This window comes from Commensalibacter communis (assembly GCF_947179015.1).
In the GTDB taxonomy this organism is placed as follows: Bacteria; Pseudomonadota; Alphaproteobacteria; order Acetobacterales; family Acetobacteraceae; genus Commensalibacter; species Commensalibacter communis.
On sequence record NZ_CAMXCM010000002.1, the window covers coordinates 240573 to 252843 of the forward strand.

Here is a 12271-nt window from a genome sequence, read left to right on the forward strand (position 1 = left end):
AATGTGACTGGAATCACATTTAACCATTATATCTGAAATGCCAATTTTAAATTTAAAAAAACTATCATCATATACTCATCAGTTTTTACAATATAACGAATATATTTTGGCAAAAGGATGTCTTTCTTTACTGCGTTCTTTGTCGCCAGAAAAAGCCTCTGATATAGGTGGGGCTATTTGTCGTCAAATCGGAACAAAACTGCCTGTATCCAAAGTGGCTGATAAAAATCTGCAATTGGTCATGCCTCATTTGACCCCTTTGGAAAGAAAAAGAATTATTAGTGGGGTATGGGAAAATCTTGGCAGAACCGTTGCAGAATTTCCGCATTTGGCCAATTTAAAACACAATACACCCCAAGGCGCAGGTTGGGAAGTTGTTGGTGGGGAATATTTAACCGAACAATCAAAGAAGATAGGGCCTGTTTTATTTGTTTCTGGTCATATTGGAAATTGGGAGATGTTACCTTTGGGGGTGGCAAAATATGGAACGCCTTTTTCCTCTTTTTTCAGAGCTGCTAGTAATCCCTATGTGAATGAGTTGATTTTGAATTTGCGCGATGAGGCAATGGGGCAGAAAATCCCGATGTTTGCCAAGGGGTCTAAGGGGGCAAGGCAAGCGTTAAAGCATTTATTACAAGGACACAGATTGGGCGTTTTAAGCGATCAGAAAATGAATGATGGCATTGAAGTTCAATTTTTTGGTAGGCCGGCCATGACGTCTTCTGCGGTGGCAAGTTTGGCTCTGAAATTACAATGTCCGATTATTCCTGGCTACGTACAACGTTTGGGGCCAGCACGATTACGTATCGTGGTCGAACCGCCGATTGATTATTCGGAATTTTCTGAGAATAATTTAGACAATATTCATCGTCTTACACAAGTAATTAATGATAAGCTCGAAGGATGGATTAAGCAAAATCCAGAACAATGGTTGTGGTTACACAGACGTTGGCCGAAAGAGTTGTATAAATAGAGTATTTACGGCTATTGCTTTATATCAAGAAGATTTATGAATGTTAAAATTCAGTATTATGACTTCCTTGATTCCTTTTCGAGGGAATGGAAATATGCGATCATCAAAGAGCGTTAATGGGGATATATTTTAATCCATATTACTAGAAAAATGAAAAGGCTGTGTCTTATTGCGTTAATGATTGATTTTATGGATTAAATGTTGATAAAGCCACTATTCTCTATACAATGTCTATTTATGCAATTTATTTTACGGATAGTCCTCGGCAAATAAAAAAAGTATGTAGCCGACATATGAACGTAATGAATTATATATCACAGTAAAAACTACCCAACATCCCGTCATTTATAAAAATCCTAAAATGGCTTTGCAGTATTCTTGCAATATTAATGTGTGATTTTTCACGTGAATAAGAATAGAATAACGAGACATATTTTATATAATAAGCGTAAAATTATAGAACAATTAGTTGTATTTATGTTAAAATATTATGATGTATTAAGGATGCTTTTAAATGATTAGGAAAGACAGCATATAATGGCCGAAGATATTCACACAGACCCTCATTTTGCAAAAAAATTTGTAAAGGCAAAATTAATACAAATTGCTAAAGATGCCGCAATTGCAGGTATTCCTGCAGATGTGTTTGAAGCATTAATTATTGCCATGGCTGACGAATTAGATTTTAAAGACATCGTGAAGAATTAAAAGGAGACAGTGCATGAGTACAGATCCTTATCAAATATTAGGAATTGCAAAGACAGCTAGTCAAGACGATATTCGTAAGGCTTATCGTAAATTGGCTAAGAAACATCATCCAGATTTAAATCCTGGAGATAAAAAGGCAGAAGAACAATTTAAACTCGTGAGCGTCGCACACGATTTATTGTCTGATCCAGAAAAACGCGCGCGTTTTGATCGTGGTGAAATTGATATTCACGGTCAAGAACAAGGGTTTGCAGGGGGACGTGGACGCTATCAAAACCACGGTGATGGTGCTCAAGGGTTTCGATATAGCCAACAAGGTGGGCCACAAGGCAATTTTTCAGAAGAAGATTTGCAAGATATATTCAGTATGTTCGGCGGTGGTGCTGGCAGGGGGCCATTCCAACAAGGTGGTGGCGGTTTTCGTGCGCAAAAAGGTCAGGATCGCCGTTATAATTTAGATATTGATTTCCTTGATGCTGTCAATGGAACCAAATCACGCATTACACTTCCTGGTGGAGGAGAGTTAGATGTCACTATTCCTTCTGGAATAGAAGATGGCCAAGTGTTAAGATTGCGAGGTAAAGGCGATCCTGGTTTTAATAATGCACCTGCTGGGGATGCGTTAATTACTATCCATGTCCGTTCACACGCTCAATTTAAACGTGACGGACGAAATATTCGTCTTACTTGGCCAATGGATTTAAAAACGGCTATATTAGGTGGAAAAATAACGGTCCCAACCCCTAAGGGTGAGGTCGTGTTAAATGTTCCTGAGCATTCCGACACGGGCAGTGTATTGCGCTTAAAAGGGCGGGGCTTACCAGCTAAGGGTAATCAAGAAGCAGGGGATTTATATGTTTCTTTGCAAGTAAAAATTGGCAAGGTTGATCCTGCTTTGGAAGCATTTTTAAAAGATTCATCCGATAGCGATCAAAAATAAGTAAAAAGGGAGAAGATCAGATGATGACGTTTGAAATGTTTTGTCTTAATCTTCCAGAAGTCACTTCAACAGAAATACAATTCTGGATTGCAAATGAATGGTTAAGACCGCAAGAAAAAGATGGAAGTTACTATTTCCAAGAGATTGACCAAGCCAGAGCTTACCTAATCATAGAGCTGCGTGATGATCTAGGCATTACAGAAGATGCAATGCCTATCATTTTGAATTTGTTGGATCAATTATATACAACACGTCGACAAATGAAATATTTATGCGAAGTGATTGCAACAGATCATTATCCAGAACCACGTCAAAAACTTCGTCATATGATGAAAGACGAAGTTATTGTGGATTTATAACCCTAGCGTTGATGGACGATTCAACGTCATTAACAACTCGTTTCTAACGGTTGGATCGTCTCTGAATATCCCTAACATTTTAGAGGTAATCATTGACACACCCGTATTATGAACGCCTCTTGTCGTCATGCATTGATGACTACCTTCGATAATAACGGCAACACCTCTGGGTTCTAAAACTTCTTGGATAATATTGGCAATTTCAGAAGTCATGCGTTCTTGGATTTGTAACCGTTTGGCAAATATTTCAACAATACGGGCTAGTTTTGAAATCCCTACAACGCGTGAATTTGGGAAATAAGCAACATGGGCGGTGCCAATAATCGGAACCATGTGATGTTCACAATGACTTTCAAAGCGAATATCTTTCAGCAGGACAATTTCTTTGTATCCGCCTACTTCATCAAAAGTCCGAGATAAGATTTCTCTTGGGTCTTCTTGATATCCAGCAAAAAACTCGCTGTATGAATCAATGACCCGTTTTGGTGTATCAAGAAGCCCTTCGCGTTCTGGATTGTCTCCAGCCCAGCGAATTAACGTGCGAACTGCTTCCTCTGCATCTTCACGGGTGGGTATAGGATTTTCTTTGGTATTCATTATATTTCATCTTTAATTAATAGAAAATAATTCGTGTGGATTATCAAGTGTAAAAGAGGGAATATCAATATTGATCGTTTGTTCCGTATCTTTGGAAATAATGTAATATCCTTTGATAATATTAGACGGCGTATCTAAAGTGATACAGGATGTATAATCACATGCTTCACCAACATTTAATAAGGCATCATCATCCGCAATAATGGGTGTGTTGATGGTTTTAATGTGGTTATTGCTTTGAATAATATTCCAATTTTTTTTCAAAATAGAGATTGGGTTTGGATTATGGTTCTCGATACGAACATGATACCCCCAACTATAAATGCTTCGTCGTGGAAAAGAATATTCTTCTAACCAAAAAGGATAAATCGCAATATGAATATGATGTGATTGTGCTTCAAAAACACAGGGATTTTGAAGCAAGTCCTGATATTGTCTTTTGTCAGTCTTTGTAATTGAGGAAAAAAGTAAAGGGGGAATATGATACTGCATGAAACCAAGCTTTATCTGTTTGTATTGGCTAAAGCAGCAACAGCGTCCAACCCTTGTTGCAGATCTTCGATAATGTCTTGAATATCTTCTATTCCAACAGAAAAACGGATAGAGCCATCTGTGATCCCCAGATGCAAACGTTCTGCTTCCCCTATTTTCATGTGGGTTGTTGTCGCTGGATGAGTCACGATACAGCGACTATCGCCAAGATTATTAGAAAGTAGGATTAATTCTAATGCATTCATAAACGTAAATGCAGCTTTTTTACCCCCTTTAATTTCAAACCCAATCATTGTGCTGGAAGCGGACATTTGTTTTTGCCCTAAATCATAATGAGGGTGTGATTTTAAACCAGGATATAGAACACGTGAAATATGTTCTGATTTTTCCAAGAATTCAGCACATGCCAAAGCATTTTGAGTCATTTTTTCAACACGTAAAGGCAGTGTTTCAAGTCCTTTAAACAAGACCCACGCATTAAATGGAGATAACCCAATGCCTGTGTTTCTGACAAAGGGGGTAATATGATCTTGAATAATGTTTTTATTTGCTAATACAGCACCGCCCAGAACACGTCCTTGACCATCAATATGTTTGGTGCAAGAGTAAACAACAATATCTGCCCCCCATTGCAAAGGATGTTGATATAAAGGTGTTGCAAAGACATTATCGACGATCAGCTTTCCGCCAGCTCTATGGGTTAATTCAGCAATCGCTTGAATATCTAAAATATCCAACATAGGATTGGATGGCGTTTCAATTAAAACAGCAGCTGTGGGTTTGCTGAGGGCTTGTTCCCATTGTTGAAGGTCTGTGCCATCAACGAATATGGTTTCAACACCCATTTGAGGCAACAAATTTTCAATAATCCAATAACTTGATCCAAATAAAGCACGAGAGGCAACCACACGATCGCCTGATTTAACCAAGGGGATCAAGCTGGCATAAATTGCACTCATGCCCGTAGAGGTTAATGCACAGGCTTCTGCGCCTTCTAATTCTGAGAGGCGGTTTTCCAGAGAAGTTAAATTCGGGTTATTAAAGCGGCTATATTGATAACGATCTGCTTCGCCTTTAAAAGTAAGCTCTGCCTGTTCTGCACTGTCATAAATAAAACCAGAGGTTAAGAACACTGCATCACTGGTTTCATCAAAGGAAGTTCTGTTAACCCCTCCGTGAATTAATTGTGTGGCAGGACGATAGTTTTTAGCGCGCTTCATAAAATTATTCCTTATAAATATTTTATATAAAATAGAGGAGGAAATAATAAAGATAAAATATCTTTTTAATATATATTTGTTTTGATTGATTTTGGCTAAGATGGCAAGGAAAAATATTAGACTGATGTTTTAAATAAAAGGTCATAACGATCAAAGCAAACATGGATTATATAATAATCTTATCTACTATTTAATTAGGTTGAGGATGGCATTTTTTATTTTTTTAAAAGGATAGTAAATTTTTTTTTTTGTTTTTAATACAATATTACTTGTTATCACATACCCAAAAGATTCCTATAGGTAGTGAGGCATATAGTTGTTTCTGATCTTTAGGAGGAAAGGCTTATAAAGAGGTTGAAACTGCTCTATCATTACAAATCTTTAGTGGAGATAAGAGTTAATTTTATTGCTTAGATTTGAAAGTCTATACTGCCCTATATTTTTATAGAACAGTATAGATTAATGCTCAGTAATTATTCATCTTCTGGTAACAACGCTTGCTTCAAGGCATGTTTCCAACCTTTAAGCTTACTTTTTCTTTCTTCTTCTTTCATATGAGAGATAAAGCTTTCTCCTTGCTTCCAGTGATGTTGAATCGCAGAAAGATCACTCCAAAGACCACAACCCATTCCCGCTAGATAAGCAGCACCCATCGCCGTTGTTTCTATATAAGACGGTCTTTCAACGGTAATATTCATAATGTCCGCAAGAAATTGGCAAAACCAATCATTGGCTGACATGCCACCATCCACACGAGTGGTCAGAATATCATTCCCACTATCTTTTTTCATGGCTTCGGCAAGATCATGGGTTTGATAAGCAATCGACTCAAGGGCTGCTCTGGCAATATGAGCTGCTGTTGCCCCAAAGGTTAATCCCGAAATAATGGCACGCGCATCAGGTGCCCAATGTGGCGCGCCCAAACCAACAAAAGCAGGAACCATGTAAATCTGATGATTATCTTCAACTTGCGTTGCCATATCTTGCGTTTGTGAGGCATGAGTAATTAACCCTAAACCGTCACGTAGCCATTTAATAGCAGCACCCGCAACAAAGATAGATCCTTCTAGGGCATAGGTTGGTTTTCCATTCAAACGATATGCCGTTGTGGTCAGCATACGGTTCTGAGAGATAACCATTTTATCCCCTGTATTGAGCAACATGAAACAACCCGTACCATATGTTGCTTTTGTCATCCCAGTATCAAAACAGGCTTGTCCAATCAAAGCCGCTTGTTGATCGCCAGCCATACCCATAATAGGAATAGCATGTCCAAATAAATTAGGATCTGTCACACCAAATAGAGTGCTGTTATCTTTTACTTCGGGTAACAAGGTCTCTGGAATATTAAAAATCTTTAAAAGTTCTGGATCCCAAGATTGTGTCTTAATATTAAATAACAGCGTACGGCTGGCGTTTGTGGCATCGGTTGCATGAACTTTACCACCTGTTAACCGCCACAATAAAAAGCTATCCACCGTACCAAAAGCCAATTCTCCACGTTCAGCAGCGCTTCTTGCTTCAGCTACATTATCTAGTAACCATGCCAGCTTACTTGCAGAAAAATAAGGATCAAGCAATAATCCTGTTTTTTCATGGATTGTTTTTTCCAGACCTGCGGCTTTTAATTTTTGGCAATAGGCTGATGTACGTCGATCTTGCCACACAATTGCATTGTAAATAGGTTTTCCCGTGGCTTTGTCCCATAACACAACAGTTTCACGTTGATTGGTAATGCCTATCGCTGCAATCGAGGCAAGATTTCCCTCTAATTTCGCCTCGGAAATTGCTGTTTTAATGGTATAAATGGCATCATTCCAAATATCTTCTGGGTTATGTTCTACCCATCCTAGTTCAGGATAATGCTGTGCAAATTCTCTGCGGCTTGTTGAAATATCTTCGCCTTTTTGATTGAAAACAATACAGCGTGTAGAAGTCGTTCCTTGATCCAAGGCAATGATATATTGATCTTTAGACATTGGTTTTTATATCCATTTCATTCTTAAATGGTTTGTGTTTACACAATTGGACGAGGCAAAAAAGGTCTGATGAGTAATTGATACGCACCACCACCAATAATTCCCCCAATTAACGGACCACAAACAGGTACCCACCAATAATTAGGAAGCCCTGGAAAAGCCGAAGGTCCCCAACCCGCCAGATAAATAAAAATCCGTGGGCCGAGATCACGAGCTGGATTAATCGCCCATCCTTCAAGATAGCCCGCAGAAGCACCAATTGCTGCAACGACAAGGCCAATCATAAAAGCACCACTATTGGCCTGAGGGGCAACTGTATTATAACTTTCTGTAATTGCAAAAATGCTGAATACTAAAAATGCAGTCAGTAAAATCTCGTCATAAAAAGCGTGAATAGGGGTAATAGCCAACCCTGGCGAAGTAACAAATACCCCAGCACCACCGCCCAACAGACGCGTAATGTGGTGCACTTCGTTATAATGATTAATGACGGGGGAGTATAAGCAATAAACGAGCACAGCCCCACAAATGCCACCAACTATTTGTGCCATACAATAGGCTGGGACTTTCTTCCACGAGAACCCTCGGTATAAAGCTAATGCCAACGTTACTGCTGGATTAGCATGGGTTCCGCTGACGCTTCCTGTTGCATAAATTGCAAAAGTAACAGACAGCCCCCATGCGATGGCAACTCCCCAATATGCATTTTGATAAGGGCTGGGATCGTATAAAATAAGCATCGCAGCAGCCGAACAACCGATAAAGATAATAATAGCAACGGCGATTGCTTCTGATATAAGTTCGCCAATAAATTTTTTAGTAGGAGACATCAAGCAAATACTTTCTAAAATCATCAAAATTTATTGGAGTTTTTCCGCTAAATATTTTTGTAAATTTTGGATTTCATCTTGCGAGAAATATAACCCTAACTTTGTTCTCCTCCACAAGATATCTTCTGCTGTTATAGCCCACTCTTTTTCAATTAAATAATCAACTTCTCGTTGGCTTAATCCATGACCAAAATCGGTGCCGAGATCTTCTTTACTATTGGCTTTGTTTAACACTTCAAACACATCTGTTCCATAGGCATGTGCCATGCGTTTTGTGGTAATTTCATCCAAGAAAGGAATATTTTTGCGCAAATTATTATAAAATAATTTAAAATCACCATTGGTAATATGACCTCCAGGCAAAGCCTCAGATCCTGTCCATGAACCACGACTATATTGGAAAAACGGCGCTAATTGTTCCATACTATGTTCAGCTAATCGTCTGTATGTTGTGATTTTTCCACCAAATATCGATAATAGAGGTGTTTTTCCTACATTTTGATTTAAATCCAAGTGATAATCACGCGTCACAGCGGATGCATTGCTTGCAGCATCATCGTATAATGGTCTGACCCCAGAATAATCCCATATGACATCTTTTGGAGTGATGTTTTTGGTAAAATAATTATTGATTGAATCACACAAATATTGTGTCTCATCTTGATCAATTTTTGGTAAAGCATCAGGGGATTGATCCCAAGATAAATCAGTGGTTCCAATCAATGTAAATTCTTCATGGTAAGGAATAGCAAATACAATGCGTTTATCTGCATTTTGTAAAATATAGGCTTGTGGGCCATCGAAAAGCTTTTTCACTACAATATGGCTGCCTTTGACCAAACGCACATTCATTGAGCTTTTAACTTGTAGATCTTGTAAAACTTCTGCAACCCAAGGACCTGCTGCATTTACAATTGCTTTCGCTTGAACAGTTGTTTGATCTTTGGTTTTGTTATCTTGAATAATTGCTTCCCAAACATCGTCTTTACGTTCTGCTTTTAGTAAAGTGGTTTGTGTGCGAATATCTGCGCCCTTATCGCGTGCGCCTTTGGCGTTTAAGACAACCAATCGGCTATCATCAACAGCACAGTCCGAGTAAGTAAAGCCTTTTTTAATATCGTTTCGTAATGGTTGGCCGTAAGGAGATTTTTGCATTGCAATTTGTTGTGCATTTGGCAATTTAGGGTGGCAAGCAAGATGGTCATACAGAAATAACCCTGCACGAATCATCCATGCTGGGCGAACCGCATTACGATGAGGAAGAACAAATTTCAGAGGATGGATAATATGTGGTGCAAGGTTTAATAAACGTTCGCGCTCTTGTAATGCTTCTCTGACCAATCTGAATTCATAATATTCTAAATAGCGTAAGCCACCATGAATTAATTTAGTGCTGGCAGAGGATGTATGTTGAGCAAGGTCGTCCTTTTCAACCAATAATATTTTTAACCCTCGACCTGCGGCATCTCTGGCTATACCAGTTCCATTAACACCGCCACCAATAATCAATAGGTCATAAACCGCTTGAGTAGACATTGATCTCTCCTAAATTATCTAATGGTTTACCGAATAAATAAGACTATTCATTTAGATAATACTATTTGTATGTTGTAAATATTTTTATATATTGAAGTCTGATCGATTATAAAGCCTATATATAACAATTTTGTTATTTTTTAAGGTCTTACAGAAGTATTAAGATCTTTATTAAATAATTATGATTTAAATAGAGAAAATATATGCTTTTAAAAGATAAAACGGTTATTATTACAGGGGCTTCTCGGGGTATAGGAAGAGCAGCTGCGTTTGAATGTGCAAAACAAGGTGCGAATATTGTGATTGGTCACAGTGGTCGCCCATCAGGGAGCCAAGCAGCACAAAGCCTAATTGCTGAGATTAAAAATATAGGCCGTCATGCCATAGATGTTGGCTCGGACGCTGCTAATCTAGATACAGGTGAGCTTTTGGTTCATGAAGCGGTCAAGGCGTTTGGACAGGTTGATGTATTTGTCAATAATGCGGGAATATGTCCGTTTCACTCGTTTTTGGATATGCCAAGAGAAACTTATCTGGAAACAGTTAATACCAATCTTAATGGGGCGTATTTTGCTGTACAAGCAGCAGCTAATCAAATGAAAAGCAAGGGCGGGGTGGGTCTATTATCGCCGTAAGCTCTATTAGTGCTTTGGTGGGTGGTGAGTTTCAAACACATTATACACCCACAAAGGCAGGGCTTCTATCTTTGATGCAATCATGTGCCGTGGCATTGGGGAAATATAATATTCGTTGCAATGCGGTGCTGCCTGGAACGATTGCTACAGATATTAATAAAGAGGATTTGGCCGATCCTGAGAAATTAGCTTATATGAGCAGCCGTACTTGTTTGGGACGCTTGGGCGAACCAGAAGATTTGGCTGGGCCCATCGTGTTTTTAGCCTCTGACATGTCAAGATATGTGACCGGTGCCTCTTTGTTGGTCGATGGTGGATTGTTCGTTAATTTACAATAATTATTAATCTTCAATGAGATGTCTGATTATATTTATGGTCGTATCACGTGAAGGTGTATTGTTTTTGTCCTAAATAATTTATAGAATTTTATTTCTATATTTATGCTTTTCTATATTTTTTTAGAAAAGTATTTTCAAAAATTGTTTGTCGAGGAGTAAAAACAATGACTGGGAATATTATTGGGCATTTCATTAATGGTGAAACTGTAAAAGATTCAGCACAAACGCAAGATGTATATAATCCTTCTACGGGGGAAGTAAGCAAGCAAGTATCTTTGGCTTCCAAAGCAACAGTAGAGCAAGCCATTACTGCGGCACAAAAAGCGTTTCCTGGATGGAGAAATACACCTCCTTTAAAACGTGCCAGAATTATGTTTCGTTTTAAAGAGTTACTTGAACAAAATGCAGATAAAATTACCAAATTAATAGGTGAAGAACATGGAAAAATCCTACATGATGCGAGAGGAGAACTGCAACGAGGAATCGAAGTCGTTGAATATGCTTGTGGTGCCCCTGAATTATTAAAAGGCGAATATACAAAAAATGTGGGCACCAATATTGACGCATGGAGCGATTTCCAACCCTTAGGTGTGGTTGCTGGCATTACGCCTTTTAATTTTCCAGCCATGGTGCCTTTATGGATGTTTCCAATGGCGATTGTCTGTGGAAATACATTTGTTTTAAAACCCTCAGAAAGAGACCCCAGCTCTACTTTATATATTGCTGAGCTTTTACATGAAGCAGGACTGCCAAAAGGGGTGATGAATGTGGTCAATGGTGGTAAAGAAGCCGTCGATACTCTGTTGCATGATCCGATAGTTCAAGCGATCAGTTTTGTTGGCTCCACACCGATTGCTGAATATATTTATAAAACAGCTGCGGCGAATGGTAAACGTTGTCAAGCATTAGGCGGCGCAAAAAACCATGCGATTATTATGCCAGATGCTGACTTAGATAATGTGGTAAGCTCTTTGTTAGGGGCTGCATTTGGTTCTTCTGGTGAACGTTGTATGGCGTTATCGGTTGCGGTAACAATTGGCGATGAAATGGCTGATAAGCTTATTCAAGAATTAACCCAAGCCATGAAGAAATTAAAGCTTGGTGCATATTCTGAAATGAGTAATGATTTTGGCCCAGTTATCACGAAACAGCATAAGGATAAAATTATTGGTCATATTACCAGTGCTGAACAGCAAGGTGCAAAAATTATTGTTGATGGTCGTCAGACTCAAGTAAGTGGGTATGAGAACGGATTTTACGTCGGCGCAACATTAATCGATCATGTTAAGCCGGATATGGATAGTTATAAAGCAGAAATCTTTGGCCCTGTTTTGCAAGTTATTCGTGTGAACACCATGGAAGAAGCCATGAAATTAATTAATGACCATGAATATGGCAATGGTACTTGTATTTATACCAGAGATGGTGAAGCAGCGCGTTATTTCTGTGATAATATCTTGGTAGGAATGGTTGGGGTAAATATTCCACTTCCTGTGCCTGTTGCGTATCATAGTTTTGGTGGCTGGAAACGTTCTTTGTTCGGTGATCTACATATTTACGGGCCTGATGGAGTGCGCTTTTATACCAGACGTAAAACAGTGACCCAACGTTGGCCATCTTCGGGGGTAAGGGAAGGTAGCCAATTCTCCATGCCAACACTATAA

13 protein-coding genes are annotated in these 12271 nt (G+C 38.8%); 7 read left to right on the forward strand and 6 right to left on the reverse strand.

Annotated features, from left to right (window positions below; genetic code table 11):
* The first annotated feature begins 37 nt into the window (after positions 1-37).
* The 4 genes from PQG54_RS05900 (at position 38) to PQG54_RS05915 (ending at position 2980) form a co-directional block, all read left to right on the forward strand.
* Positions 38-973, forward strand: coding sequence for a lysophospholipid acyltransferase family protein (locus PQG54_RS05900; RefSeq protein ID WP_271789700.1), 936 nt, complete (start codon positions 38-40; stop codon positions 971-973).
* A gap of 537 nt (positions 974-1510) precedes the next feature.
* Positions 1511-1681 carry a hypothetical protein gene (locus PQG54_RS05905; protein WP_271789699.1) on the forward strand — a complete coding sequence of 57 codons (171 nt, stop codon included), beginning with the start codon at positions 1511-1513 and terminating at the stop codon, positions 1679-1681.
* Positions 1682-1694: 13 nt separating this feature from the next.
* Positions 1695-2621, forward strand: coding sequence for a J domain-containing protein (locus PQG54_RS05910; protein ID WP_271789698.1), 927 nt, complete (start codon positions 1695-1697; stop codon positions 2619-2621).
* A gap of 20 nt (positions 2622-2641) precedes the next feature.
* On the forward strand, positions 2642-2980 hold the full coding sequence (locus tag PQG54_RS05915) for a chaperone modulator CbpM (RefSeq protein WP_271789697.1): 339 nt from the start codon (positions 2642-2644) through the stop codon (positions 2978-2980).
* On the opposite strand, the gene folE is transcribed toward PQG54_RS05915, so the two are convergent.
* The 6 genes from folE to glpD form a co-directional block, all read right to left on the reverse strand.
* Positions 2975-3577 carry a GTP cyclohydrolase I FolE gene (gene folE / locus PQG54_RS05920; RefSeq protein ID WP_271789696.1) on the reverse strand — a complete coding sequence of 201 codons (603 nt, stop codon included), beginning with the start codon at positions 3575-3577 and terminating at the stop codon, positions 2975-2977. The two genes, PQG54_RS05915 and folE, sit on opposite strands and share 6 nt — an antisense overlap.
* 12 nt (positions 3578-3589) lie before the next feature.
* Positions 3590-4069 (reverse strand): ApaG domain-containing protein, encoded by a 480-nt coding sequence (locus tag PQG54_RS05925; RefSeq protein WP_271789695.1) that lies wholly within the window; start codon positions 4067-4069, stop codon positions 3590-3592.
* A gap of 11 nt (positions 4070-4080) precedes the next feature.
* Positions 4081-5289 carry an O-succinylhomoserine sulfhydrylase gene (gene metZ, locus PQG54_RS05930; RefSeq protein WP_271789694.1) on the reverse strand — a complete coding sequence of 403 codons (1209 nt, stop codon included), beginning with the start codon at positions 5287-5289 and terminating at the stop codon, positions 4081-4083.
* Between the two features lie 473 nt (positions 5290-5762).
* Positions 5763-7268 (reverse strand): glycerol kinase GlpK, encoded by a 1506-nt coding sequence (glpK, locus tag PQG54_RS05935; protein WP_271789693.1) that lies wholly within the window; start codon positions 7266-7268, stop codon positions 5763-5765.
* A gap of 38 nt (positions 7269-7306) precedes the next feature.
* The gene (locus tag PQG54_RS05940) at positions 7307-8098 is read right to left on the reverse strand and encodes an MIP/aquaporin family protein (RefSeq protein ID WP_271789692.1); all 792 of its coding nucleotides are present in this window, start codon (positions 8096-8098) and stop codon (positions 7307-7309) included.
* Between the two features lie 30 nt (positions 8099-8128).
* Positions 8129-9634 carry a glycerol-3-phosphate dehydrogenase gene (gene glpD / locus PQG54_RS05945; RefSeq protein ID WP_271789691.1) on the reverse strand — a complete coding sequence of 502 codons (1506 nt, stop codon included), beginning with the start codon at positions 9632-9634 and terminating at the stop codon, positions 8129-8131.
* A gap of 203 nt (positions 9635-9837) precedes the next feature.
* Between glpD and PQG54_RS05950 the strand changes: the two genes are divergently transcribed.
* From PQG54_RS05950 to PQG54_RS05960, 3 genes are all read left to right on the forward strand, one after another.
* Positions 9838-10269, forward strand: coding sequence for an SDR family NAD(P)-dependent oxidoreductase (locus PQG54_RS05950; RefSeq protein WP_271789690.1), 432 nt, complete (start codon positions 9838-9840; stop codon positions 10267-10269).
* A gap of 17 nt (positions 10270-10286) precedes the next feature.
* Positions 10287-10607 (forward strand): SDR family NAD(P)-dependent oxidoreductase, encoded by a 321-nt coding sequence (locus tag PQG54_RS05955; RefSeq protein WP_271789689.1) that lies wholly within the window; start codon positions 10287-10289, stop codon positions 10605-10607.
* Between the two features lie 164 nt (positions 10608-10771).
* The gene (locus PQG54_RS05960) at positions 10772-12271 is read left to right on the forward strand and encodes a CoA-acylating methylmalonate-semialdehyde dehydrogenase (protein ID WP_271789688.1); all 1500 of its coding nucleotides are present in this window, start codon (positions 10772-10774) and stop codon (positions 12269-12271) included.